This window comes from Cupriavidus lacunae, assembly GCF_003353055.1.
GTDB lineage: Bacteria > Pseudomonadota > Gammaproteobacteria > Burkholderiales > Burkholderiaceae > Cupriavidus > Cupriavidus lacunae.
The window spans coordinates 23893-47768 of record NZ_QKWJ01000011.1 but is presented as its reverse complement, the minus strand read 5'-3'; the positions used below and the strand labels follow the sequence as shown (position 1 = coordinate 47768).

Annotated in this window: 26 protein-coding genes and 1 pseudogene; 11 read left to right on the top strand and 16 right to left on the bottom strand. The window is 59.4% G+C overall.

Annotation, left to right across the window (positions count from 1 at the left end; genetic code table 11):
- Positions 1-48: 48 nt before the first annotated feature.
- Positions 49-897: an alpha/beta fold hydrolase gene (locus tag DN412_RS11880; RefSeq protein ID WP_115015428.1), complete on the top strand. Its 849-nt coding sequence runs from the start codon at positions 49-51 to the stop codon at positions 895-897.
- A 69-nt stretch (positions 898-966) separates the two neighbouring features.
- The gene (locus DN412_RS11875) at positions 967-1347 is read left to right on the top strand and encodes a helicase (protein ID WP_115015424.1); all 381 of its coding nucleotides are present in this window, start codon (positions 967-969) and stop codon (positions 1345-1347) included.
- Positions 1348-1597: 250 nt separating this feature from the next.
- Here the strand turns inward: DN412_RS11875 and DN412_RS11870 are convergent, their stop codons facing one another.
- From DN412_RS11870 to DN412_RS11835, 9 genes are all read right to left on the bottom strand, one after another.
- Positions 1598-1831: a type 2 periplasmic-binding domain-containing protein gene (locus DN412_RS11870; protein ID WP_208647597.1), complete on the bottom strand. Its 234-nt coding sequence runs from the start codon at positions 1829-1831 to the stop codon at positions 1598-1600.
- Positions 1828-2112, bottom strand: a complete 285-nt coding sequence (locus DN412_RS45470; protein ID WP_279635178.1) for an SDR family NAD(P)-dependent oxidoreductase — start codon at positions 2110-2112, stop codon at positions 1828-1830. Before DN412_RS45470 ends, DN412_RS11870 begins: the two co-directional genes overlap by 4 nt.
- Positions 2064-2483, bottom strand: a complete 420-nt coding sequence (locus DN412_RS45465; protein WP_279635177.1) for an SDR family NAD(P)-dependent oxidoreductase — start codon at positions 2481-2483, stop codon at positions 2064-2066. The genes DN412_RS45470 and DN412_RS45465 overlap by 49 nt, the downstream gene beginning before the upstream one ends.
- 266 nt (positions 2484-2749) lie before the next feature.
- Positions 2750-4444, bottom strand: coding sequence for an FAD-dependent oxidoreductase (locus DN412_RS11860; RefSeq protein ID WP_115015421.1), 1695 nt, complete (start codon positions 4442-4444; stop codon positions 2750-2752).
- 27 nt (positions 4445-4471) lie between these two features.
- Complete coding sequence (locus DN412_RS11855; protein WP_115015417.1) at positions 4472-5167, bottom strand: OmpW/AlkL family protein; 696 nt, start codon at positions 5165-5167, stop codon at positions 4472-4474.
- Between the two features lie 193 nt (positions 5168-5360).
- Positions 5361-6164, bottom strand: coding sequence for an SDR family oxidoreductase (locus DN412_RS11850; RefSeq protein WP_115015412.1), 804 nt, complete (start codon positions 6162-6164; stop codon positions 5361-5363).
- On the bottom strand, positions 6161-7618 hold the full coding sequence (locus DN412_RS11845; RefSeq protein ID WP_115015409.1) for a class I adenylate-forming enzyme family protein: 1458 nt from the start codon (positions 7616-7618) through the stop codon (positions 6161-6163). Before DN412_RS11845 ends, DN412_RS11850 begins: the two co-directional genes overlap by 4 nt.
- A gap of 47 nt (positions 7619-7665) precedes the next feature.
- Positions 7666-8595: an alpha/beta hydrolase gene (locus DN412_RS11840; RefSeq protein ID WP_115015406.1), complete on the bottom strand. Its 930-nt coding sequence runs from the start codon at positions 8593-8595 to the stop codon at positions 7666-7668.
- Positions 8592-9566 (bottom strand): enoyl-CoA hydratase/isomerase family protein, encoded by a 975-nt coding sequence (locus DN412_RS11835; RefSeq protein ID WP_115015402.1) that lies wholly within the window; start codon positions 9564-9566, stop codon positions 8592-8594. Before DN412_RS11835 ends, DN412_RS11840 begins: the two co-directional genes overlap by 4 nt.
- A 150-nt stretch (positions 9567-9716) precedes the next feature.
- On the opposite strand from DN412_RS11835, the gene DN412_RS11830 reads away from it, so the two are divergent.
- Positions 9717-10448: a TetR/AcrR family transcriptional regulator gene (locus DN412_RS11830; protein WP_115015398.1), complete on the top strand. Its 732-nt coding sequence runs from the start codon at positions 9717-9719 to the stop codon at positions 10446-10448.
- Between the two features lie 171 nt (positions 10449-10619).
- Here DN412_RS11830 and DN412_RS11825 read toward each other — a convergent pair whose 3' ends face one another.
- The 6 genes and pseudogenes from DN412_RS11825 to DN412_RS11800 form a co-directional block, all read right to left on the bottom strand.
- Entirely contained in the window at positions 10620-11621 is a 1002-nt protein-coding gene (locus DN412_RS11825) for an NADP-dependent oxidoreductase (RefSeq protein ID WP_115015395.1), read from the bottom strand.
- Between the two features lie 9 nt (positions 11622-11630).
- Positions 11631-12110, bottom strand: a complete 480-nt coding sequence (locus DN412_RS11820; protein WP_115015393.1) for a DUF2147 domain-containing protein — start codon at positions 12108-12110, stop codon at positions 11631-11633.
- A gap of 216 nt (positions 12111-12326) precedes the next feature.
- Positions 12327-12932 (bottom strand): TetR/AcrR family transcriptional regulator, encoded by a 606-nt coding sequence (locus DN412_RS11815; protein WP_115015391.1) that lies wholly within the window; start codon positions 12930-12932, stop codon positions 12327-12329.
- Positions 12933-13312: 380 nt separating this feature from the next.
- Positions 13313-14638, bottom strand: a complete 1326-nt coding sequence (locus DN412_RS11810) for an adenylate/guanylate cyclase domain-containing protein (protein WP_115015389.1) — start codon at positions 14636-14638, stop codon at positions 13313-13315.
- A 95-nt stretch (positions 14639-14733) separates the two neighbouring features.
- Positions 14734-15279 (bottom strand): annotated as a pseudogene (locus DN412_RS11805) (transposase); the annotation flags it as partial.
- A gap of 405 nt (positions 15280-15684) precedes the next feature.
- A complete protein-coding gene (locus DN412_RS11800; protein WP_115015387.1) occupies positions 15685-16338 on the bottom strand; it encodes a TetR/AcrR family transcriptional regulator in 654 nt (217 codons plus the stop codon).
- Between the two features lie 429 nt (positions 16339-16767).
- On the opposite strand from DN412_RS11800, the gene DN412_RS11795 reads away from it, so the two are divergent.
- Both DN412_RS11795 and DN412_RS11790 read left to right on the top strand, forming a co-directional pair.
- Entirely contained in the window at positions 16768-17016 is a 249-nt protein-coding gene (locus DN412_RS11795) for a hypothetical protein (RefSeq protein ID WP_115015384.1), read from the top strand.
- A 39-nt stretch (positions 17017-17055) separates the two neighbouring features.
- Entirely contained in the window at positions 17056-17262 is a 207-nt protein-coding gene (locus DN412_RS11790; RefSeq protein WP_115015383.1) for a hypothetical protein, read from the top strand.
- Between the two features lie 53 nt (positions 17263-17315).
- On the opposite strand, the gene DN412_RS11785 is transcribed toward DN412_RS11790, so the two are convergent.
- Positions 17316-18086 carry a GntR family transcriptional regulator gene (locus DN412_RS11785; RefSeq protein ID WP_133303044.1) on the bottom strand — a complete coding sequence of 257 codons (771 nt, stop codon included), beginning with the start codon at positions 18084-18086 and terminating at the stop codon, positions 17316-17318.
- 470 nt (positions 18087-18556) lie between these two features.
- Between DN412_RS11785 and DN412_RS11780 the strand changes: the two genes are divergently transcribed.
- The 6 genes from DN412_RS11780 to hcaB all read left to right on the top strand — a co-directional run bounded on the left by DN412_RS11780 (position 18557) and on the right by hcaB (position 23868).
- Positions 18557-19384 carry an alpha/beta fold hydrolase gene (locus tag DN412_RS11780; RefSeq protein ID WP_115015375.1) on the top strand — a complete coding sequence of 276 codons (828 nt, stop codon included), beginning with the start codon at positions 18557-18559 and terminating at the stop codon, positions 19382-19384.
- Positions 19385-19459: 75 nt separating this feature from the next.
- Positions 19460-20809, top strand: a complete 1350-nt coding sequence (locus DN412_RS11775) for an aromatic ring-hydroxylating dioxygenase subunit alpha (RefSeq protein ID WP_115015373.1) — start codon at positions 19460-19462, stop codon at positions 20807-20809.
- 106 nt (positions 20810-20915) lie between these two features.
- Positions 20916-21479 (top strand): aromatic-ring-hydroxylating dioxygenase subunit beta, encoded by a 564-nt coding sequence (locus DN412_RS11770; RefSeq protein WP_115015680.1) that lies wholly within the window; start codon positions 20916-20918, stop codon positions 21477-21479.
- Between the two features lie 9 nt (positions 21480-21488).
- Complete coding sequence (locus DN412_RS11765; RefSeq protein WP_115015369.1) at positions 21489-21815, top strand: non-heme iron oxygenase ferredoxin subunit; 327 nt, start codon at positions 21489-21491, stop codon at positions 21813-21815.
- Positions 21812-23044, top strand: a complete 1233-nt coding sequence (locus DN412_RS11760; protein ID WP_115015365.1) for an NAD(P)/FAD-dependent oxidoreductase — start codon at positions 21812-21814, stop codon at positions 23042-23044. Before DN412_RS11765 ends, DN412_RS11760 begins: the two co-directional genes overlap by 4 nt.
- Positions 23041-23868, top strand: a complete 828-nt coding sequence (gene hcaB, locus DN412_RS11755; protein ID WP_115015360.1) for a 3-(cis-5,6-dihydroxycyclohexa-1,3-dien-1-yl)propanoate dehydrogenase — start codon at positions 23041-23043, stop codon at positions 23866-23868. The genes DN412_RS11760 and hcaB overlap by 4 nt, the downstream gene beginning before the upstream one ends.
- Positions 23869-23876: the final 8 nt, after the last annotated feature.

The window sequence follows — 23876 nt, the reverse complement described above, 5'->3', positions numbered from 1 at the left end:
ATAGCGGCCTTTCATATTCATACCTGGCATTTTCATAAGGATTCCAACATGACCGATACACACTTCACCGCTCCAACGCGCTTCGTGGAAGTCGATGGCGATAGATTCGCCTATCGCCGCTGGGGCAACACTACGATTACTGACCAGCCGCCATTGTTCTTCCTCCAACACTTCCGTGGCGGAATGGATCATTGGGACCCGCTCATGACAGACGGCTTGGCGGCAGGGCGCGAGGTGATCCTTTTTAACGGTCGCGGTGTTGCATCCTCTTCTGGTAAGCCACGCACCCGAATTGAACATATGGCCGACGACGCAGCCGCGGTTATACGAGCACTTGGTATTGACAAGGTTGATGTTCTAGGTTTCTCGCTCGGTGGTTTTCAGGCCCAGGATCTGACGCGACGTCATCCTGACCTGGTCCGTAAGCTCATGCTGCTCGGCACAGGACCCCGGGGCGGCAATCCGGATTCAGAACCTGGTGTGCTGGAGGCGGCACCGCGCCCGGTTCCAACGGTGGAGGACTTCCTCTTTCTGTTTTTCGGTCGGTCGGAGGCCGCGCGACAGGCCGGGCGGGACTTCTGGACACGCCGACACCAGCGCGTGGATCAAGATCCACCCAGTTCCCCAGCGGTGATACAGGCCCAGATCGAGGCAAACATGTACTACTTGCCAAAATTGGACCCTAAAGAGCCTTTCGCTCATTTGCGGTTAATCAAGCAGCCGACATTCATCCTCAATGGCGTCAATGATGTAATGGTTCCAACAGTCAATTCTTGGTACATGGCACAAAACATTCCGAATGCGCAGCTATTCATTTATCCCGACGCCGGCCATGCAGCTCAATTCCAGTACCCCGAGCGTTTCTTGAAGCATGCCGTTCAGTTTCTCGGCGAGTGAAAATCACAGAGATTCGCAGAATTGATTTGGTCATATTTTAATTGTGCGCAATGAAAAAAGGAAGCTATTATGCTAAAGTTCAAATTCTTATTGTGGGCACTGACAAAGTTACTGCAAAGCGCAGTCAAAAAAAACCCCGCATGTGCAAAATATATAGAGGGAAAAGAGCTGGTATTTCAAATGCAAACGCTTAACGGGATCGGCCGTCATTTCAATATAAGAGACGGAAAGGTAAGCTCTATTGCAGGACTAACTCCGAGCCCAAAGTTCACCATGACTTTCAGAGATGCCGTCAAGGGTTTTGCGATCCTGTCTGCAAAGGATAGCAAAGAGGCCTTTCTGGCAGCTCTGCAAAAAGAAGATCTTGTCCTCAGTGGCGACTTTGTTGAGGTGATGTGGTTTCAAGGATTGACGGAATACTTACAGGCCGGCAAAAAGCAGGTCCATTAAGCGCTTGGGCTCGATCCGGCGAAGGTCAACCCGAACCGTTCTGGCATCTCCCTCTAGGCCAACCGGTCGGCGCCGCCGGCGCGCCGATCACCGTCAAGGCCCTGTACGAGCTGGCAACGGGTGCGAGGCCGCACGGGGGGTCTTAGCTAACAATCGAAATCAAAAGTTCAGCAGTCTAATCAGACTCACCTCGTCCCGGTCCAACCTGTTTGCCATCATGCAGTAGTGCTTGCGCTCCTTGGTGAAGTGTTCAGAGATTGCCTGCCGCCCCGGTCTTGTTGTCGACAACCATGGGTTGTCCAAGCGCGCGGCACACCGGCTCTGCCAGCGTGCGCGCAACGATATCGATCGCTCCGCCAGCCGCGTATGGGGCCACGACCTTGATCGGGCGAGAAGGGTATTGATCGGCAAAGGAAATCTGGGTCAAGGCAAGAAATGCCGTGCCGAGCATGGCCGCGTAGCAGCGGCGCGATTTCGCATTCATGTCTGTCTCCACGTTGTAGTTTGAGTTTCTGTTTGCACCCAGCTAAGGACTTGTCCGCCGTCGACGGGGGTGAACTCCGACTGAATCTCAGTTTGGATGTTGCCCGGCGCCAAGGCGTTGACGCGCACACCCTTCCTCGCGAGTTCAAGGGCCATGATGTGCGTCAGGTGTATGAGTGCGGCCTTGGATGCGCCATAGCTCGACATCTGGTCGCCAGCGCGCGCCCCGACGATCAGGCGATATTGATGATGCTGCCCTGATCGCGCGTCGACATATGGCATGCGGCCTCCTGGGCGACCATGAAGGCGCCTTTCAGGTTGGTGTCGAATGTGCGGGACACCTCTTTGTATGACTGGGAGGTAAAGCGCTCGATGTAGATGACACCGGCGTTGTTGAACAGGATGTCGATCGGTTGGCCGAGCTGATGCTCGGCTTCGCGCCATGCCGGTTCGATGGTCGACGGGTCGGTGACGTCGAGTCCTACTGCGCAGGCTTTGTGGCGCTCCGACCTCAATTCGGCAACAACCGCTTCAAGACGATCCGCTCGGCGAGCCGCCAGGGCAACGGCTGCGCCTGCTTCTGCCAGCATACGCGCGGTGAGTTGACCGATGCCGCTTGATGCGCCGGATATGAAGGCGGCCTTGCCTCGCAAGTCAAAGATGGAAATCGGACTTGCATACCTGTGGCTGGACTTCCATGTCGGTCTGGACGTCGCACGTGGTCGATTTCATGCGCGAGCGCTTGCAGCCGGCCCGCGCACTTGTGACGCACGGGCCTGCCAAAGGCCTGTCCCCGAATGGCTCTCTGGAATGCCGTGCAATCGCACGACGATGAGGAAAGTCTAGGGTAACCCGCGGAGGATCACCAACGTTGCGTTCCGCTCTGCGGTCTGCAGTTTGGGGAGGAAGGGGGACGTCCTCAGCGCGTCATTAGAGAATCCGGCAAAGTTGCCGGCACGGCTGCGGGAATCTGTGCCATCGCATACTCGGCAAGCGCAGTGATCGTCAGCGCAGGATTCACACCAGGATTTGCCGGCACCGCGGCACCATCGCACACAAGCAAGTTCTTGTAGCCGAAAACATGCAAATGACGATCGATCACCCCGCTCGCGGCATCGCCGCCGATGACGGCACCGCCCAGTACGTGGGCTGTCGTCGGGATGTTGCCAAGCGCCTCTAGCACGTTGCTTTGGGCAATGCCGCCGGTATGCTGGGCAAGCCACCGAGCGGCCTGATTACCCATCTCGATGTATGTCGGGTTCGGTTTGTCGCGATTCTGCTCGGTCACGAGGCGGTAGCCTCGACCGAACCAACGTTTCCTGGCACGCAGCCTGATCGCATTGTCCAGCGGCTGCATGACCAGTAGCATCACCATGTGTCGGCTCCAGCCCACCGGCCACATCGACTTAAGCCACTGCACAGGGTGCAGCAAGATGTTGCCCAGCCATTTGAGCGGACGCGTCAAGCAATTGCCCTTGCCAACCAGGATCGTACAAAGCAAACTCAAGAAGTCGGCGTGACGGCCGTAAGTCAGAAACTCGATATGGGTGTCCTGGTCGACATGCACACTACTGCTGGCCGTGACATCATTCCAGGTTTTGCGGTCCTCGGGCAGGCGCACGTTCAGAACCGATTCGCTGTTGGTACGCACCAGTTCGCCGAGTCGGTCGCTGATGAGGGGCAGCGAACCCGTGTGCTTACAGTTGGCCAACAATTCGTTGGTGCCGAGCGACCCTCCTGCGAAGACCACGCCGCGGGCGGTGTGAGTCTGGCGATCGCTGCTGAGCCAAGGCCCGCCGGGGCGTTGGGTGGTCACACGGTAGCCTTCACTACCGTCGGCTGCACCGAGCGGGGTCACATCAACGACCTCACGTTCAGCCAGTATCTGTACACCTCGCTTCTCCGCGAACCACAGGTAATTCTTTACCAGGGAATTTACCGCGCCTACTCGGCAGCCCACCATGCACGCGCCGCAGCGGGTGCACCCTGTTCGGTCGGGGCCTTCGCCGCCGAAGTAGGGATCCTTGACGGTCTTGCCAGGCTCGCCAAAAAACACCCCAGTTGGGGCCCGGGTGAAAGTGCGCTCTGTCCCGAAATGTTGTGCAAGCCTTCGAGCCAATTGCTGGTTCGGCGAATCGAATGGCACCGTCATGACGCCGAGCATACGTTCGGCCGTAGCGTAATGCGGTTGTAGCAACTGGTCCCAGCGACCAAGCCCGCGCCACTGCACATTCTCGAAGAACTCTTGCTTGGCGCGGTACAACACCCCCCCGTAGACGGTACTGCCGCCCCCGACGCCGGACTGACTTGGGAAAAAGACATGCCGGAATAGCGACATGCGCATGATGCCATTCAAGCCGAACTGTGGTGCCCACAGGTACTTGCCGAATTGCCAAGCCGATTCTGGAAGGTCCTGGTCGCGATAGCGCCTACCGCGTTCGAAGACGGCAACGCGGTAACCTTTTTCCGCAAGTCTAAGGGCCGAGACACTCCCACCGAAGCCCGAGCCAATCACGAGCCAATCGAAGTCAAATGAAATCTTGGTCACAGCAGCAATCGTAGTTGGTATTGCAGTTTTTACCGTCAGATTACGGCACTCATTTACGCTCGACATGGTGGAAGGCTTAAACAGATGATGTCGTCAGAATTTATACCCAACGGTCAAGCCGAATATCTGCGGGTACCCCTTAATGTCGACGCGCCGGGAGATGGCGCCAATACCGGGCGTCTGCGTAACAACAGTCGCAACAGTTTTCATTCGAAAGCTGGAATACTCGAGGTTGATGATCCAACGCTTGTCAAGCTGATATTCGAAGCCAACCCTTGCATAGGGGCTCCAGGAGCCTTTCAGGTGAATGGAACTACTGGTACCTTGAAATGCGGATGTATAGGCGCTACTCGACTTCTGATCGGTGAAGAATGTGTAGGTAACGCCGAGACCAATGTATGGCCGGATAACAGGTACGTCGGCAAAGGTGTAGAGAGCCAGAACGGTCGGGAACCAGATGCGGGCGGTCGCCACGGTCCCGACCGATTGGCCTGTCCCTGCGCCAACAGCAGTAAGGGTTGGGGGAACTCCCGCCTGAAACTGAACCGCCCAGTTGCGGGAAAGACGCCGCTCGTAGCTCATGGCGAGGACGTCCAAGTCCTTGACTCCCAAGCCAAGGCCAGGCGGGGTAGTGCCAGGCGGTCCTGTTAGCTCACCGGACTTAGTATTTAAATTGACCCGGGCATAGCCGATTTTTATGACGTTCTCCAGGTCATCAGCATGAGCTACGCTGCATACCGAAAAGGCGAGCGCTGCACAAACTTTATAAATATATTTCTTGCATCGCATTTCTGTCTCCTTGTGTGGCTTTTTTGTGTTTTATTTCCGCCGTAGGAAATGCCACGGGCGGTAGAAATTAATTTCCCAGAGAGATAAAGGAATTCTGAATAGAGCAGGGTTTGTCAGTTGACGATCTGCGATTCAACACACGATCATTGAATCGCTCACGTTGGAATGTCGTTTGCTGGCGCTCATTCAGTGGTCATCGGGCGAGATACCGCACAACTTGCCGACTGAGTGCAGACGGCGCGATACGCGTGGCGAAGGCCAAAAGAGAGGCCTGCAAGCCGACCGTCCAATGGGTCTTGTGAAATCGTGGCTTGGCCACCGCGCAGGCCCACACGGCTGCCGCGACATCCTCGGGGTCAAGACGTATGCCCAGCGCCCTGGCACTGGCGATCTGGGCAAAGCTCGCTGCCATTCTGGTCTTGACGAAACTCGGCCAGATGTCGCTGACGCGAATGCCGAACTTGCTCCACTCGAGATCGAGCCCCTCGGTGAAACCTCGCACGGCAAACTTCGTAGCCGAATAGGTCACCAGTTCCGGCTGGCCGTAGATTGCCGTAGCCGAGGCCATGTTGATCACGCGGGAGCCTGGGGAGCGTTGCAGATAGTGAAAGGCACAGTGGCACCCGTTAATGATCCCTTTCACGTTCACTGCCAGCATCGCTTCATGCCGCGCCAGGGGCACGGCCTCAAATGACCCCGGTGCAAGGATGCCTGCGTTGTTAAAGAGCACATCAAGCCGTTCGCCGCTGTGCACCCAGAACTCGGCAAGCGCTCGCTGCCACGCGTCAGCGTCGCTAACGTCGATTGCGCCAGCGACGGCGTTGTCCTTCCCCAAAGTGGCTGCGATCGCCTGGGCGCCGTCCGTGTCGACGTCATAGACGCCGACGAACCAGCCGCGCCGCGCGAAGAGTTCGGCGCAGGCGCGGCCTATGCCCGAGGCTGCGCCTGTCACGAAGATTGCCGGCCTGCCTTCGCGCGGCCTGTGATTCGCGCTCATCCCCGCCCCTTAGCCAGCTCGCGCAGCTTCGGCTTATCGATCTTGCCCATTGCATTCTTCGGCAGACTGTCAACGATATGGATCGTCGCAGGGCGCTTGTAGCGTGTCAGGCGGCCGGCGCAGTGTTCGTTCAACGCTTCCGACGTGGCGGTGGCCCCCGCTCGGAACGCGACGTAGGCGATGACGACTTCGCCGAACGTCTCGTGGGGCGCACCGATCACCGCCGCCTCCAGCACGTCGGGGAAGTCGTGGAGGACGTCCTCGATCTCCTTCGGATAGATGTTCTCGCCGCCGCGAATGATCATTTCCTTTGTGCGACCGACGATGGACAAGTAACCGTCCGCGTCGATTCGACCGATGTCGCCCGTGTGCAGCCAGCCGTCGACAACGGTTCTCGCCGTTTCCTCGGGCTTGCCCAGGTAGCCGCGCATGACGTTGGCGCCTTGCACCAGTACCTCGCCCGTGGCGCCCGGGGGCAGATGCGCTCCGTGCGTGTCGGCGATCGCGATGCGTTGCCCCGGGAATGGCAGACCAACGGAACCGGGCTTGCGCAGACCGTCGACGGGATTCAACGTCGAGGCGCAGGTCCCCTCTGACAGCCCGTAACCCTCGATTAGCGGGAAGCCATAACGCGCTTCGAAGTTCTTGAGCAGTTCCGCCGGCGCGGGCGCCGCGCCGCACACGCCAAAGCGCAGGCTCGCGGTGTCTGGCCGCACAGCAGGCGGCAGGGCGTTGAGCATGGCGTAGATTGTCGGCACCGCGGAGAAGTATGTCGGTCGGAGTTGCTCGATGTCGCCGAAGAAGGTCTCGATGTCGAAGCGCCGCCGGATGGTGACGCGCCCGCCACCCGACAACGGCACCAGGATGCTCACCACAATGCCATTGACATGGAACAGCGGCAGCACCAGCAGGCAATGATCAGCGGCCGTGACCTTGAGCGCCTTTCGCCCCATGTCCGTCATGGCCTCGATGTTGGCGTGGTCCAGCATCACGCCCTTGGGCAAGCCGGTCGTGCCGCTGGTGTAGATCAGCAGCGCCAGTGCGGCCGGGTCGTCGGCTGGTGTGCCCGCGTGGGGCGTCCCATGCTGCAATGCCGCCACCGGCATGGCGGGGACGTCCGCGACGACCGATTCGCCGCTGCTGTTGACAAGCAGCTTCGTACGCGAATCGGTGATCTGATGGCTTGCCTCCTTGACGGTGAGGCCAGGATTGATCGGCGTCACCGCTGCACCCAGGCGCCAGGCGGCGAACATCGCCACGGCAAACTCAACCTGGTTGGGCAGCATGACGGCGACGACATCGCCCCTGCCGACACCCCGGGACGCAAAGGCGCCCGCCGCAGCGAGGACGCGAGAATGGAACTCGTGGTTGGACAAGGCGGTGTCGGCATCCGCGATGCACGGCGCGTCCGGCGCCGAGGCTGAGCGCGAGTCCGTAAGCATGGAAAGTCGCATCGTTGTTCACTCCAGGTAGTCGAAGGTAAAAGAACGCTCGGATCCGCTCATCGGGGCGCGAGCAGGTGCTTGGTCAGGAAGCGCGTCTGGTCCGACACCAGTTGCTCGAAGTCGCTGCCCATGTAGAAGTCGAAGTGGCCGGCGTCGTAGCGTTTGATCTCGCCCCGCGGCGCGCGGCGCGCGAGTGCCAGGGTCCGGCCCGGTGGCGTCACCGTATCGGTGTTGCTGACGCAGAACAGGATCGGGCACTTCACCTTGGCGGCGGAGCGCCCGGGGCGATAGGTGCCGATCTCAGGAATCACTCTCGCGGCTACATGATTGACAAAGCGCACGCCCTTCGGCATCAGCGCCAGATAGCCCGGCAGCGCGTCATGCGCGTTCATCAGGGCCGGCTGGCCTGGCGCTGCGGCGATAGGCACCATCACCGGCGGCCGCCCCACGAGCTTGGCGGCGAGGTCACGCAGGACGACCGGGGCGACCTTCAGGGTGCCTGTCAGGCCCAGCGCGGCAGCCGAGGCCAGGCCGTCCGTGAACGGACATTGGCTGACGGCCGCCAGCAGCTCGGGATGCCGGCTGGCCACCGTGATCGCATGACCACCGCCGAACGAACTGCCCCAGACAGCGAGGCGGCTGCCGTCGACATCGGCGCGGCGCTTGACGAAGGCCAGCGCAGCGTCCCAGTCCGCCAGCTGGCGCTTGACGGACATCAACTGCCGCGGCTGGCCGCCGCTGTCGCCGAAATAGCGGTAGGTGAAGGCCAGGGTCGCGATGCCCGCGCCGGCGAAGCGCTCCGAGAAAGCATCGAGGCGCATCTCGCGAATCGCACCCAGGCCGTGGCCGAGGACAACGACTGGCGGACGCTCCACGCCGACAGGCAGGTAGAGCCAGGCCGAACAGTAGGTTTCGCCCGAGTCGAAGCGAACATCCTGCCGGGTGAAGGCACCGGCTGCGGCGGGGGAATGGGTCAGGGCATTCATTTCCGGACTCCGCTGTCCTGCAGGGGGAAGCGGCCGCCAGCGAGAGCTTCGTCGTAGATTGCAGGCGCGTAGAGCGGCAGGTCGCCGTCCCGTGCCGTGCGATCGAGGTAGCCGACCATCAGCGATTGCGCGGTCGCGGAAGGGGCAATCTTGATGAACTCAGTGCGCTCCAGATGCAGGCCCTCGTCGAGCGTCATCGATCCTCCGAGGTAAACCGCGCGTTTGATGGCAGCGATCGAGTCGCGGGGACGCGAACCCATGTACCCGGCCATCTCAAGGGCGCGGTCCAGCAATGCGTTAGCAGGCACAACTTCGTCGATCAAGCCGATCTCGAGCGCCTTCGCGGGCGGCACAGGCCGGCCCTCGAGCATCATCATGAGTGCGCGATGGGCGCCGACCAGACGTGTCAGTCGCTGCGTGCCGCCGCCACCGGGAAGGATGCCGAGGAGCACCTCGGGCTGGCCGATGAAGAAGTCGCCATCCGCCATGAGGCGCACATCGCAGGCCTGCGCGAGCTCGCTCCCCAGACCCAGAGCGGATCCATTCAGTGCCGCGATGAAGAGGACGCCGCAGCGGTTCATGCGCAGGAAGGTGTCGTGCAGCTGGTCCAGTTCCATGCCGCCCTCTAGCGGCGTTACGGATGCCGCGGCCGCTAGTGGTGGCATCGCGCGGACGGTTTTGGCGACGCGGGCAATCGCTGACGCGGCGCCGCGCCCGACCTTCGGGATGCTCTTGCCGCCCTCCTGCAGCCAACGCACATCGGCGTGGCCGATGAAGCGCCCGGGATGAGTTCCGGTGAGGACCACCGCTTTGACGGCCATGTCGGATTCCAGCTTGTTCACGAGGGCCGCAAGCTCATTGGCCATGTTTAGACCCATCAAGCCAAGCGGGCCGCCGTCCAGGCGTACGATAAGTACAGAACCGCGGGCTTCCACATCAAGGCGCCCGGGCATCGGTGGTGTCTTCGTCATCTCTGATTCCTTTCGTTCTCAAGTGGCGGGGGAGCGTGACTGCGGTGAGCAGCCGGCGGGGCAAACCGAGCTGCCACTGCCAACCCACTTCGCCGAGGTAAATAACATTGTTATTGTGGTAACATAACGCTGTTATGGAGACTTTGCAAGATGGCCACGGATAGGACTTTCCCTGACGCACGCACCCGCCTCGTTGAGGCAGCGATCCGCCTGCTCGCAGCGAACGGGCCTTCCGAAGTCAAAGCCCGTTCGGTGTCAAGCGAAGCGGGGCTGTCGACGATGGGGGTCTACACGTACTTTGGTGGGGTGCCGGAACTTCTTCAGGCCGTGGCCGACGAGGGATTTGGACGCCAGGCGGCGATCTTCGCGCGGGTTGCGATCACGGACGATCCAATGACCGATCTATGTGCGATGGCTCTGGCATGCCGAGACTTCGCCAGATGCAACCCCCATCTGTACGACCTGATGTTCGGGCTGTCGATTCACGGCAGATATAGCCCATCGCGAGGCACACCAGCATCGGAGTCCAAAGAGCGGTCAGCTGCGTTCACCGCGTCTTACTCCTATCTGCTCCGGGAATGCGCACGTCTGGTGGATACCAACTGCGTTCGCAAGATCGATCCGGATCTTATCGCCGCGCAGTTGTGGAGCACGTTGCACGGGTTCATCATGCTCGAACTCGGCGGCTACTTCGTGGCGTTCGCCGATCCAGCCTCCGAAGTCCTTGTGCCGATGTGCGTCAACCTGATTGTCGGGCTGGATGCAGATCGCAAGAGCGCCGAGTCTTCCGCCGCCGCAGCAATAGCCGGCTGGGCAAGTTCGCTGGGAGCGCGATCAGTTGCGCCGCGCAGTAGAAAGGCAAGGGCGCGGAGCGCGAGCTGAGTCCGGGGGTATTCAACCCGGCGCCGCAGCCGGCTGATTGGCAGTGCAGGCATAGACCGGCGCGGCGAACCTCGGGACAAAAAAGGGCGTTAGCCCACCGCCTGGCGCCGTTCGCCACGTGGCTTAGTGGCAATGCCAAGCATGCCGGCATTTCGCGATCGCGGACAGGACTTATCTCATCTTGACGACGACCTTGCCCTTGGCGCGTCCCTTTTCGACATAGGCCATGGCTTCGTTGGTCGATTCGAACGGAAAGACCCGATCCACTACCGGGCGTATGGCTCCGGCGTCCATGAGCGAGGTGATCTCGCGCAACTGGGGCCCGCTGGCTCGCATGAAGAGGAAGGAATATCTAAGGTCACGACGGGCGGCCCTTTTTCGCACACGGGAACTCAGCAGGCGGACGATGAGATTCACGAACCACGGAGCTCCAATGCCTTTTGCGAAGGCGGGATCAGGAGGGCCGGAAATGGAGATAAGTGTTCCGCCGGGCTTCAGCACGCGCAGCGATTTCTTCAGCGCGGCGGCATCCTGACTGTGCAGGACCACATCGTAGTTCTGCAGCAGCCTCTCGAAATCATCTTTCTTGTAGTCGATGGCGATGTCTGCCCCGAGGCTCTTTACCAAGTCAATATTGGCACTGCTCGTCGTGGTGGCTACGGTGGCCCCAACATGCCTGGCCAACTGAATGGCAAATGTTCCGACGCCGCCGGACCCCGCCTGGATGAAGACCTTCTGCCCCTTCTTCAGTTTCGCTATTTCAATCAGCGCTTGCCATGCCGTCAGGCCGACCAGAGGGATGGAGGCAGCTTCTTCCATGCTGAGCGCCTTAGGCTTGATCGCCAGGGATTCTTCCTTGATCGCGATGTATTCGGCGAAGGTGCCGATGCGGAAGTCATCTGGCCGGGCATAGACCTCGTCACCTGGCTTGAATTGCCGCACGCGAGGTCCGACCTTGACCACGGTGCCGGCCACGTCATGGCCCAGGATCAGCGGCAGGCGATAGGGCAGTATGAGCTTGAATTCGCCATCCCTGATCCTGGAGTCCAGCTGGTTCACGCCGGCGGCGTGGACTTGGACCAAGACCTCGCCATCGCGTAATTCCGGGCTTGGCATGTCTGCCGACCGCAACGCACGCTTCTTTCCGTATCGATCGAGAACAAAAGCCTTCATGGTTATTCCTTATTCCTGGCGCAACCAGGTTTGCGAACGGCCCAGCATGGGCACGCCGATATAGCCGCGCACGCTGAGCTTCTTGCCGTCGTCGATCAGATGGACTCTGCTGCGATAGACCTTGCCGTTGTCCGGATCGAGAATCTGGCCGTCGACATACTCCTCTCCGTCCTTCGTCAGGCCACTCAGAATCACCAACCCAATGACCGGCGCGTTCTTGTTCGCGCCTTCGCACTTGTCGCACTTCGGATTCGGGTCTTCGGTCGGACCTCGAAACACCTTCTCGATCTTGCCCTGCAGAACTCCGTTCGATTCGGTGATGCGGATCAGTGCTCGCGGCTTGCCGCTGACGTCGTCAACGTTCTTCCACAGGCCAGCGGGCGATGCCTCGCCGGCCCAGACTGGCAGCGCCGTGAGCGCTGCGGCCAAGGTAAAGCATTCGAAGACACGTGCGGATAGGGTCGGGAAATTGCTGAAGTTGAGGTTCATGGTGTGAATGAGATGGGACTTGGGGGAGGGGGCTCACGCGTTGACGTCGACGACGGTGCGCCCTGGCGTCAGCGTGTGGGATTCGAGAACTCGCGGGTATGCACTACGCACAGCGCTTCAACGTGGTGCCAAAAAAGGAGAGTCGTTGTTTTCATCTCGTATTATGCGCATCATATGTAAAGGCGAGCGAGCGCGCGTCGCCACCATCACCGGGGGTCAGGAATCGACGGGGAGGAGTTGCTTTAGCGCTGCTTCACGCAGGCGGTCCGACAGCGCTGGCTCGTCGACTGTCCGAGCCAGCAGCAGAGTGCCAACCATGGTGGCGATGGTCACGAGTGCTTGTTCGTGGGCATCGGGTTGCCCCCAATCAGGGGACTGGCGGGCGACAAGATCGATCATTTCCTTGAGGTGCCGGGTGGCCACCCGGCGCACTTCGGGAGCCTGACGCGGCGTTTCGGATCCCAGGGCAGCGAGGGGACATCCCATCTCCGCATGCTCTACGTGCTCCCGGGACAGATAGGTGCGAAGCATGCATTCCAAGGCCCTCCCGTGGGGTGCGCTGGCAACGGCGTTCGCTGCTGCCGCGGCGGACTCGGCACACGCCCGATCCGCAGCCTCTGCCAGCATGGCTTCGCGTGACGTGAAATGCGCATAGAAGGCGCCGTGAGTCAGGCCCGCCTCCCGCATGATGTCCGCCACGCCAGTGCCGTCGTAGCCGCTACGACGGATCGCCCGCGCCGCCGCGGACACAATGCGTTCGTGCGAGGCTTCTTTGGCCGCCGTTCTGCTGTTGAGTGGGATGTTTCGCATGACAAGCATCATACAATATTTCCACAAACCACTGCCCGCCCACGTGGCGAGATTAAAATGCAATTAATCGCCAAGCTAAACCTACAACCATACAAAGAGCTTCATGAGGGTCGGTCCTTGGAATATCAGCCGTTCATCAGCTTGCGGCGTATAATTTCACGTTCATGAAATAATATGACCAGCGACTGGGATATCCCGGCGGACTCGATACCCAATGGGGGAGAAGGGTCGCCAGCCGCCGGGGAAACACCAGCCTATGTCCCTTCCCGGCCACAAGCCGCCGTTCACATGGCCGTCTGACGGATGTTCAGGCGTCGGCTCAGCCTCGTAACCGGTCATCGGTAAAGACCAACACTCCTTCATCGGCCAACGCGGCCGCTCAGCGTGTAGACCTACCGTTTTCCGCATCGGTCCAGGCTCGGAAACCCCAAGCCATGGAACTCCGCATTCGGAAGCGCCGGCATCACCTGGTCTCCCCAATGTGACGACCGACGCGGACTTGGCCCACACAGGAACCATGTGTGCAATTCTCCCATCCCCTTCGCCACGATCCTGCCCCGTTCTTCAAACGCGAAGGCATCACCTAGCAGACGACGCGTCGTATCCGTGACCTGTATTCGTCCGGCAACGCCGTGCGATTCCATTCGGCTTGCGGTATTCACCGCATCGCCCCACAAGTCATAGATAAACTTGTGCTTGCCAACTACGCCCGCAACGACGGCGCCGCTATTGATGCCGATGCGCATCTGCAGGTCGTAGCCTCGTCGTTGATTGAAGCGATGCAGTGCGTCCATCATATCTATGGCCATACATGCCGCACGAACTGCGTGGTCTGATGCGGGCTCAGGCAAGCCCGCAGCCGCCATGTAGGCATCACCAATAGTTTTGATCTTTTCGAGACGGTACTGATCTGCAATGACGTCGAAATCAGTAAAGATTTCGTTGAGGATGCCGACCAGCCGCTCCGGACTCATCCCCGAGGAAAATTGCGTAAAGGCAACAATATCTGCGAACAACACGGTTACCTCTGGCAGACTATCAGCAATAATCTCCGGAATCTCACCTGGAACAAAATCGGGTCGCGCCTTCAGCCGCTCGGCAATTGGATAGGGCAATAGACTGAGCAAGAGTCGTTCCGAGAGTCTTTGCTCCGCGACGATCTTCTCGTATAGGATTTGCAGTTCGTCGCGTTGTTGGAGGATTAACTCGTGGCTCGCCCGCAATTCCTGATTCTTCCTGGCGATTTCCGCCTCGGCTCGCTTCTTCTCGGTAATGTTTCGTCCCTCAGGGAGGAGGAAAACGATTTCGCCTTTGTGATTTCGAATGGGCAGGAGCGAGAAATCGACACTGATCGTCTCTTCGGGCGCCAACCGCGAGTAGACTTTGAAGTCACAACGGACGAATTCACCTTGTCCGGCACGCCGGATAAGCTCACGTACCGCGGTTCTGGTCTCCTGCGAGACACCAAACCAATCAGCATCCCAGAATGGCGTTCCTCTGACCTGATCCATTTGAATGCCGAAACCCTCGACGGCTGCCCGATTGATCTCAAGAATCATGCCGTTGACATCGAGCAATCCGACGAACTGATACATATCGTCGACAATGACGCGAGCGAATTTTTCGCGCAATGTCTCCGGATCATCCCTCTTGGAGAGCGTCACACCGCGCACGCAAAACTCAGTGGCGTCAGAAAACACCTGGCAATTGGTAAGCATGCTGCACCTCACGCGCGAGATGTGTGCAGAGTTGTGCCCCCTGCACGCACCTAGACTACCTAACAGTTTAGGGGCTCTTTTGAAAATTGAGTGGGTTATGCGGCATGCGGGTTGATCTCGGAGAAGTCGAGCTTTCCGGCGATCAGGATGGTTTTGAAGCTCACATAACCGCGGGCCTTGCGCTTGGCGGCTTGGAACAGGCCGTTGAGCGCCTCCAGGAAGCCATTGGTTTGGCGCGTCTGGGTCCATGCAACGATGCCGTCGAAATGCTTGCGGATCATGCGCGCGACCTCCTTCATTGGCTCGACCTTGGATCGCATGACGTTTGTGCACCACTGCTCGAGCATTGCGGAAACAACGTTGATCTGCTTGCGCTCAAGGATGTCGCGCAACTGCTCGCGATACAGCCAGGCACGTGCCGTGCGTTTGGTCGTGACGTTGGCGATCAACGCATCGAGATCGGCACGCTGTGCGGCTGGCAAGCCGTCGCGATCCTTGAGCAGCGTCCAGCGCAGCCCTTTGAGGCTTGGATCGGTCTTCTGTTCGATACGCCGGGTCTTGTCCACCGCTGCCGAAGCGTGAGCCACGACATGGAACTTGTCGAAGGTGATGCGCGCGTTGGGCAAATGCTCGCCGACGCCGCCGTCTGCTCGCGGCACCACGCGTGCCAGGGAATGAGGCGGCGTAGCGTGCGATTTTTGCCGAATTCTCAAGTACCCCAAATACGGCGGGTGACGAGGCATGACCCGGCAAATTTCCGTACACCTTGCAACTGGCGAACGATCCATTGGCGTTGTTTTTGCCGTTAGCTTCGATCAAGTAGGCGTGTACTGGTGGTGAACGGCGCCCCGCACCTGTCTAAGCGATTAACTGGCACACGACACGTTGGGACGATGCGTAAGGAATACGACCTACTTCCCGAACTTAGGCACCTTCAGAGCCGTGTCGTACTGCCCGCGGCAAGGGGCGCCTTTCAACCGCGCGGGCTTGGGCAGTGAGTTCTCAGCATCGCGGACCACAGACTCATAACAGCAGCTCGCGCGTGCTCATTCGTCAGCCTTGCCGAGGCCACTCCATACGACCTTGACAGCCTTGCGGAAGGCATGCAGTTGCGAGGGGCTGTCGTCACTCCAGCGAAGGAAAATAACCAGGCCCTCGCAACTGGACACGATCAATGTACCGCGCAATTCGCGTTCTTCCATCGACAGTTCCGGATTGAGTTCGCCGACGAGGTTCGCAAATAGCCTCGTGAACTGCTTTTGTACCTCTACAACGACATCGCGCGCAAACGGTTCATGCAGCGCCAACCCCCAACTTTCGAAGAGCGCTGCCGGCATCCCAGGTTTGGCAAACTCGGCGAAAGCGTCGTCGATGATCGCTTCGAGCCGCGCCTGCGGGGAGCGGTTTCTGTTTTCGGCCAAGCCTCGAAAGCGCTCGAAGTATCGTTTTGCGACCTCTTCGAGCGTGGCGCGCAACAGCGCTTCACGGGTCGAAAAATAGTGCTGTAACGTGCTCAAGCGGATGCCCGCATCATTGGCCACGCGGTTGATCGTGTACCCCGCGTAACCCGCCGCGATCAGCACGTTGATCGATACCTCGATGATCTCAGGCACCCGACTCTCCCGATTGCCGCGCCGTCTCGCGGGCGCCGCTGTTCGTGGGTCAAATATCGCTGCGGAAGTGAGGGTCAGTTTTTTCACGTGCACTCCGTTCTGAGGCGCTGACTGTCTCGCTGTTCGGCGCAAAGTTCGCGTCTGGCAACGGTCCGTGGGGGCGCGCCTGCCCTGTGCGACAACAATCAACGGTGCGGTTCTGCGCTTTCCGGGCATCGCGTTGACGAGTCGGCGCTGCGACTGCGGCGGTTTCTTCGGAAATCGCTCCACTTAATAGGTTATCTAACCTGACTTAAGTATAGGTTGAAAAACCGGTTTTCGCCAAACATCGACACCCAAAATGATTCAATCATGCCGCGTTCTGGTCGGTATCGTTTACCCTCAATCACCAAAATAAGAGGTTGCATTATAGGTTGCGTAACCTATAGTTGTCGGTACGGCAACCGACAAGACGTTGCAATGTTCCGGCCACGAATTGGCGGGACACGGTGGCGCCGCGGTGAGAAGGAGAGCGAGATGGATTCCGGAGAGATGTGCTTGCGATCGCTGGTCGCAAAGTGGTTTGGGCACTCTGCGGTGATGACCGTACGCGTGATGGAGTTCAGTCGCACACCATCGGATCGAAGGCGCTACGTGCGCATCGGCGTGGTGCGGCCGGACGGAGGTTTGACCATTGTTTTCTTCCGGCACGATGACGGTTCGTGGAACGTGTTCCCGGCAAAGGCGAGCACGCCGGCGATGCGCGCTTACCCGCTTGCAGCATAAGCGATGGGTCGCTAGTCGGGCGATCTCAGGAGAACCGGAATGAACATCCTGGAATTGGCGGCGGATGCTGGAATGCTGGTCGTACTTGACGGCAGAATCGGTCGCACCGAGTTCCGAAGCGTCCATGGAACCCTGGATGCTTTTCAGCGTTTTGCTCACGCGTTGGAATCGGCACTGGCGAATAGAGAGGAGTCCGATTGGTCTCAGTGTCGAGGCAGCCTGTGGAATAAGACGGCGCCGTACTGACCGACCGGATGATGGTCATCGCGCCGCAAATTCAACGACTGTCCAAGGACGAATCAACTTTCTGGATCATTCAGCAGCCCGCGAGACCGAATGACATTTGCAGATCGACGGATATGGCCAGCCAAGGCCGAAACTGCCCGCTCCGTGTCACGGCTCATGGCGGCTTCGAATATTTCCTTGTGCTCGGCATGCACTACGGCCGGCGGAGGACCTTGTGTGGCAGATAGCCGACGGTAACGTTCCGAGTTGTGGAACAAGACATCCCTGAACCTCGCAAGCCACTTGGACGGGGATGCCGCGACGAGTGCCTCATGAAATTCCTTGTTACGCATCTCCCACTCGTTAAAGCTCCCAGCCGGGTCGATGTTAATCCGTTCTTCGATCCGGCTGAGCCTACGGAAGCAGAGGACGAGATTGTCTTCCCAGTCGCCTTTACCCGTCTCGATGCTTTCAATGAGAGCGGTTGTTTCCAGCGTGATGCGTGCATTGGTAAGGTCATCGAGATCCGCCAGTGACATGGTGGTGACGGTGAATCCTTTCTGTCCCTCGGCGCTGACGAGACCGTCTCCGATCAAGCGAGTCAATGCTTCGCGTAAGGTACTTCCGCTGACGCCTAGAGATGTTTTCAGGGTGTCGAGGTGGCACTTTGAGCCCTGAGGATAGACGCCTTTTATTATGCCGTCCCTGAGAATAGCATAGGTTGATTCGATGGCAGTGGACGCCTTCCCTTCCTTAAGACCGAGACCAAAGTCCGCCCGCGACCCGTTGGTCATCTTGGCTAAGTTGCTCATTTCTTCAAAAACTCCCGAGTTTTGCTGAGTCACCGCTTTTCTCCGCTTCGTTGGACAGCAGTCAGGTTGGTCCGGTGTGCGATCAATCGGTAACTGCGGCACAGCTATGCAGAGACGTATCAGCCCAAGTCAGAGCCACAAGCCGCGCATACGAATGCCGACCTCGCCGCAGCCGGCGGCGTTGTTATGTTTCGAGCTATTTCACATGTCAATCATGGAGCACTGCGACTCGATTGGCAACGCTAGCGGCAGCCCTCCATGCGTGGCACGGGGACTTCGGCATCATCGGGTTTTCACGGATTCCAAAAAACGTCTGCTCACTCATAATAACGTCATTGTACATCAATAACGATATTTTGAATAGAAGACGTTTTTGTGGTGACTCACTGGGAGGTGGCTGCGGGGGCCTGCACGCAAGTCCCGCGGCATCGATGTCGGTAGCGTACTGCGCTGCTGGCTTCTCCACCCCTCGCAAGTCCAAAGTTCCTAACTGGAGTTCATAGATGGGCAACACCAATGCAGAAATTGGCGCCACGGTGCGCGCTGGGGGCATCGACACCAATCTTCACGATGCCGGAAGCGGCCAACCGGTAGTGTTGCTTCACGGCTCGGGTCCAGGCGTAACGGCCTGGGCGAACTGGAGAACGCTGCTCCCGGAATTGTCCAAGACCCGGCGAGTCGTTGCTCCGGACCTCGTGGGCTTTGGGTTTACCGAGCGGCCGGCAGGAATCTCGTACGGCCTTCAAACCTGGACGGACCACGTGGTTGGAGTTCTGGATGCGCTGGAACTCGATCGTGTGGATCTGATTGGCAATTCACTCGGCGGTGCCGTAGCGCTCGCGCTCGCCATCAAATTCCCGGAAAGGGTTCGCCGGTTGGTGCTGATGGGTTGCGGTGGCCCCAAGAGTGAGATTACCGAGGGGCTTGAGGCTGTATGGGGTTATGAACCGTCCGTGGACAATATGCGGGTCGTGCTGGATTACCTCTCCTATGACCGCAGCCGGATCACGGATGATTTGGCCAAGCTGCGCTACGAAGCAAGTATTAGACCCGGGCATCAGGAGTCGTTTGCTGCGATGTTCCCGAGCCCGAGGCAGCAGCGGCTCGATGAGCTGTCAATCCCCGACCACGAGATCCAGTCCATCCCGCACGAGACGCTGCTACTGCACGGTCGCGAGGACCGAGTGATCCCGGTGGAAACGTCGATTCGACTGAATCAGCTTCTTAAGTCGTCCCAACTGCACGTTTTCGGCAAATGCGGGCATTGGGTACAGATCGAGCAGACACGAGGATTCATCAGCCAGGTCGAGGCTTTTCTTTCCGCAGAGTGATTCCGAAATTGGCGCGTTGGGCTATTTCGAAGCGATGCGATGAGCGGTAAGTTGACAGTAACCCCGGAGGAGACAATGAGTCACAACGAGACACACCCTATCAAGCTGAGCAAGACATGGCGGGATAGCGACATTCAGGCACTGGTGCGCGACGACATCGGGCGCCTCGATCCGCGCATTTATTCCGATGAAGATCTCTACCAGCTCGAGCTGGAACGGGTTTTTGGTCGATCGTGGCTGTTGCTCGGGCACGAAAGCCAGATCAGCAAACCGGGGGACTACATCACCAACTATATGGGAGAGGACCCGGTTCTGGTCGTACGCCAGAAGGATGGCACCATTGCTGTCTTCCTGAATCAATGCCGTCACCGCGGCATGCGTATTTGCCGCGCGGATTCCGGAAACGCTAAGGCATTCACGTGCAGCTACCACGGCTGGGCCTACGACACGGGCGGCAATCTGGTCAACGTCCCCTTCGAAGCGGAAGCCCTTCCGTGTCTGGACAAGAAAGAGTGGAGCCCACTGAAAGCGCGTGTCGACACTTACAAGGGGTTGATTTTCGCCAATTGGGACAACGAGGCCCCCGACCTGATCACCTATCTGGGCGATGCCACGTTCTATATGGACCACATGCTGGATCGCACCGAGGCAGGTACCGAAGCGATTCCAGGTGTGCAAAAGTGGGTTATTCCGTGCAACTGGAAATTCGCGGCGGAACAGTTCTGCAGCGACATGTATCACGCAGGCACGACTTCGCACCTGTCCGGCATTCTCGCCGGCTTACCCGACGGCATTGAGCTTTCGGACCTTGCGCCGCCGACGGTCGGCAAGCAGTACCGCGCCAAGTGGGGGGGGCACGGTTCGGGCTTCTATCTTGGCGATCCCAATCTTTTGATTGCCATTTCGGGGCCGAAGATCGCGAGCTACTGGACCGAAGGTCCCGCGGCCGAGAAGGCTGCTCAACGACTGGGCAGCGTTGAGCGTGGGACCCGGGTCATGGCGCAGCATATGACCGTTTTTCCCACCTGTTCCTTCCTCCCCGGGATCAACACGATTCGCGCATGGCATCCCCGCGGGCCGAACGAAGTGGAAGTCTGGGCGTTCACGATCGTCGATGCAGACGCACCCGACGATATCAAGGAAGAGTTCCGTCGCCAGTCGTTGCGTACCTTCTCGGCAGGGGGGGTATTCGAGCAGGACGACGGAGAAAACTGGGTTGAGATCCAGCATATCCTGCGCGGTACCAAGGCGCGTAGTCGTCCCTTCAATATGGAGATGGGGCTTGGCAAGGTCACGGAAGATGATCCCGAATACCCCGGGCGGATTAGCTATGTCTATAGCGAAGAAGCCGCGCGCGGGCTTTACACCCAATGGATGCGGATGATGATCTCCCCGGATTGGGCCGCACTGAACGCTACGCGCTGAGTCAGTTAATGCCTCGGCTCGAGGCCGGCCGGTTGATGGCCGGAGTCAGGTCTTGAGCGCTGTCTGATCCAGCGATCCTGCCATTAGAAATTCAGAGGGAATGGTCATGTCTGATCCCGTCAAGAAAGCCGACATCTTCACCAGGAAGCCGGTACCTGTTTCGCCCGAGCTACAGCACGAAATCGAGCAGTTTTACTACTGGGAAGCCAAGCTGCTCAATGATCGTCGATTTGAAGAGTGGTTTGCCCTGCTCGCGAAAGACATCCGATATTTCATGCCGATCCGCACAACGCGGATCATGCGTGATGCAGCCCAGGAATATTCGAGAGCCAACGAGTTCGCGCATTTCGATGAAGACGCAACGACGATGAAAGGGCGGTTGAGAAAAATCGTCTCGGACGTCGGTTGGTCGGAAAATCCGGCGTCACGTACTCGCCATCTCATCAGCAACGTGATGATTCTCAATGGCGCGTCCGCCGGCGAGTACGAAATTTCCAGTGCTTTCATCGTGTATCGAAATCGCCTGGAACGCCAAACCGATATTTTCGCGGGCGAGCGGCGCGATACGCTGCGCCGCACGGACGCCGACGCAGGCTTTGAAATCGTCAATCGGACCATCCTGATCGATCAGAGCACGATTCTCGCCAACAATCTCAGCTTCTTTTTCTAGGACAAAAGTATGGCATGGACGTACATCATGCAGCCGTCGGATCTGCCGCCGGGCGAGATGCAACGCCACGAGGGCGGCCCGGAACCGGTGATGGTCTGCAATGTCGACGGCGAATTCTTTGCTGTGCAGGACACTTGCACGCATGGGAACTGGGCGTTGTCCGATGGCTACCTGGATGGCGACGTGATCGAGTGCTCGCTGCATTTTGGCAAGTTTTGTGTGCGGACCGGAAAGGTGAAAGCCCTGCCGACCTGCAAGCCGCTCAAGATCTTTCCGATCAAGGTGGACGCGGGCGGGGTGCATGTCGACCTTGAAGCTGGCGAGGTGAAGCAATGACTTCCCATGTCGCAATCGTTGGCAATGGCGTTGCGGGTTTTTCGACCGCGCAGGCGCTGCGCGCTGATGGTTTCGACGGTCGTATTTCGCTAATCGGAAGCGAGGCGTATTTGCCCTACGATCGTCCGTCGCTGTCGAAGGCGGTGCTGGGTGGACTGTTGGAGCGGCCTCCGGTCCTAGCCGAGTCCGAATGGTTCGATGAGGCTCGCATCGAGCTGCTGACCGGACGGACTGTCAGCAGCCTAGACGCAGGCGCTCGCAGGATCGGCTTCGAGGACGGGGCGACGCTTGCCGCGGATGCCATCGTGCTCGCGACGGGCAGTCGTGCGCGAGGATTGCCGCTTCCAGGAAACCAGTTGCGCGGCGTCGTCTCGCTTCGAACCTATGACGATGTGCAGCCGTTGTGTCGAAGCTGGACGGCCGGAACGCGGCTGGTCATCGTAGGCGGCGGTCTGATTGGTTGCGAAGTCGCGACGACTGCTCGGAAACTCGGGCTGGAGGTGACCATCCTGGAAGCGGCAGACGAGCTGCTGGTTCGGGTGCTGGGGCGGCGTGTGGGGGCGTGGCTGCGCGAGGCGCTTTTAGCGATGGGAGTGCAGGTCGAGTTGCGTACCGGCGTAGCCGGATTTTCCGGAGCGCAGCAGCTCGAAGCGGTGACGGCCAGTGATGGGCGCCGCTTTACCGCCGACAACGCGCTCGTCTGCATCGGCGCCGAACCCGCTGACCAACTGGCTCGGCAGGCCGGTCTAATCTGCGACCGCGGCGTCATCGTGGATGACCGTGGTGCAACGTCTGCTGAAGGTGTTTTTGCGGTTGGCGATGTAGCCAGTTGGCCGCTTCGTGACGGCGGGCGGCGCTCACTCGAAACTTATCTGAATGCCGAACGGCAGGCAGCAGCGGTGGCTGCCGCAATCTTGGGAAAGGCGAGATCCGCGCCGCAGGTACCTGTTTCCTGGACAGAGATTGCCGGGTATCGAATGCAGATGGCGGGGGATATCGAAGGGCCGGGGGAGTTCATCATGCGCGGAACCCTGGGTGACGGTACGGCACTGCTCTTCCGTCTTTCGGGGGGGAAGCTTCAGGCCGTTGTCGCAATGGACGCGCCGCGGGACTTCGCCGTAGCTACGAGACTGGTGGAAGCACGGGCAGCTGTCGAGCCGGCACGGTTGGGGGATTTATCGAACAACATGCGCGATTTTCTACGCGTACATCAGGGAGACGCAGCGTGAAACTGAAAGGCGAAGTGGCATTAATTACTGGCGGCAGCGCCGGCCTTGGGCGGGCAATCGTAGATCGCTACATCGCCGAAGGGGCTCGTGTTGCGGTGCTCGACAAATCGGTGTCCGGACTGGATGAGCTCAGAAACCGTCATGGCGACGCGCTGATTGGCATCGAGGGTGACGTGCGCTTTCTCGATAGTCATCAGGAAGCCGTGGCGCGCTGCACGGAGGCGTTCGGCAAGCTCGATTGTCTGGTCGGCAATGCCGGCGTCTGGGATTTCTCGACTCAACTGGTGGAGATCCCTGCTGACCGCCTTGACGAGGCCTTCGACGAGATGTTCGCCGTGAACGTCAAGGGCTATGTGCTGGCAGCCAAAGCCGCGCTGCCCAGTCTGTACAAAAGCAGGGGCAGCGCGATTTTTACCGCATCAAGTGCCGCGTTTTACGCTGGCGGCGGCGGGGTCCTCTATACCGCCAGCAAGAACGCCGTGATCGGGCTGATCAAGCAACTCGCTTACGAGTGGGGCCCTCATGTCCGCGTCAATGGCATCGCGCCGGGAGGCGTGCTTGGTACCGATTTGCGCGGCCCCGAGACGTTGAATCTTCAGGATACGAGCATCAAGGCAGTGCCGCTTGCTGACGCACTCGGACCCGCTCTGCCGGCCGGTTGCGTTGCGTCGGCGGACGAATATGCCGGAGCCTATGTCTTCTTCGCGACGCGCGAGGACACCGTTTCACTGACGGGCAGCGTGCTGAACTATGACGGCGGCATGGGGGTGCGCGGCTTGTTCGGCGCGAATCTTGGCGCACAACTCGACAAGCATTTCACTTAAGCAGGAGA

Bases quoted from the DNA above. Each gene is read 5' to 3' on its own strand.
- DN412_RS11880 (WP_115015428.1), top strand. From the start codon at position 49: ATGACCGATACACACTTCACCGCTCCAACGCGCTTCGTGGAAGTCGAT.
- DN412_RS11815 (WP_115015391.1), bottom strand. From the start codon at position 12,932: ATGATGCTTGTCATGCGAAACATCCCACTCAACAGCAGAACGGCGGCC.
- DN412_RS11835 (WP_115015402.1), bottom strand. From the start codon at position 9,566: ATGACGAAGACACCACCGATGCCCGGGCGCCTTGATGTGGAAGCCCGC.
- DN412_RS11820 (WP_115015393.1), bottom strand. From the start codon at position 12,110: ATGAACCTCAACTTCAGCAATTTCCCGACCCTATCCGCACGTGTCTTC.
- DN412_RS11775 (WP_115015373.1), top strand. From the start codon at position 19,460: ATGAGTCACAACGAGACACACCCTATCAAGCTGAGCAAGACATGGCGG.
- DN412_RS11780 (WP_115015375.1), top strand. From the start codon at position 18,557: ATGGGCAACACCAATGCAGAAATTGGCGCCACGGTGCGCGCTGGGGGC.
- DN412_RS11765 (WP_115015369.1), top strand. From the start codon at position 21,489: ATGGCATGGACGTACATCATGCAGCCGTCGGATCTGCCGCCGGGCGAG.
- DN412_RS11770 (WP_115015680.1), top strand. From the start codon at position 20,916: ATGTCTGATCCCGTCAAGAAAGCCGACATCTTCACCAGGAAGCCGGTA.
- DN412_RS11860 (WP_115015421.1), bottom strand. From the start codon at position 4,444: ATGTCGAGCGTAAATGAGTGCCGTAATCTGACGGTAAAAACTGCAATA.
- DN412_RS11840 (WP_115015406.1), bottom strand. From the start codon at position 8,595: ATGAATGCCCTGACCCATTCCCCCGCCGCAGCCGGTGCCTTCACCCGG.
- DN412_RS11795 (WP_115015384.1), top strand. From the start codon at position 16,768: ATGGATTCCGGAGAGATGTGCTTGCGATCGCTGGTCGCAAAGTGGTTT.
- DN412_RS11875 (WP_115015424.1), top strand. From the start codon at position 967: ATGCTAAAGTTCAAATTCTTATTGTGGGCACTGACAAAGTTACTGCAA.
- DN412_RS11855 (WP_115015417.1), bottom strand. From the start codon at position 5,167: ATGCGATGCAAGAAATATATTTATAAAGTTTGTGCAGCGCTCGCCTTT.
- DN412_RS11870 (WP_208647597.1), bottom strand. From the start codon at position 1,831: ATGAATGCGAAATCGCGCCGCTGCTACGCGGCCATGCTCGGCACGGCA.
- DN412_RS11845 (WP_115015409.1), bottom strand. From the start codon at position 7,618: ATGCGACTTTCCATGCTTACGGACTCGCGCTCAGCCTCGGCGCCGGAC.
- DN412_RS11830 (WP_115015398.1), top strand. From the start codon at position 9,717: ATGGCCACGGATAGGACTTTCCCTGACGCACGCACCCGCCTCGTTGAG.
- DN412_RS11850 (WP_115015412.1), bottom strand. From the start codon at position 6,164: ATGAGCGCGAATCACAGGCCGCGCGAAGGCAGGCCGGCAATCTTCGTG.
- DN412_RS11760 (WP_115015365.1), top strand. From the start codon at position 21,812: ATGACTTCCCATGTCGCAATCGTTGGCAATGGCGTTGCGGGTTTTTCG.
- DN412_RS11825 (WP_115015395.1), bottom strand. From the start codon at position 11,621: ATGAAGGCTTTTGTTCTCGATCGATACGGAAAGAAGCGTGCGTTGCGG.
- DN412_RS45470 (WP_279635178.1), bottom strand. From the start codon at position 2,112: ATGCCATATGTCGACGCGCGATCAGGGCAGCATCATCAATATCGCCTG.
- DN412_RS11790 (WP_115015383.1), top strand. From the start codon at position 17,056: ATGAACATCCTGGAATTGGCGGCGGATGCTGGAATGCTGGTCGTACTT.
- DN412_RS11810 (WP_115015389.1), bottom strand. From the start codon at position 14,638: ATGCTTACCAATTGCCAGGTGTTTTCTGACGCCACTGAGTTTTGCGTG.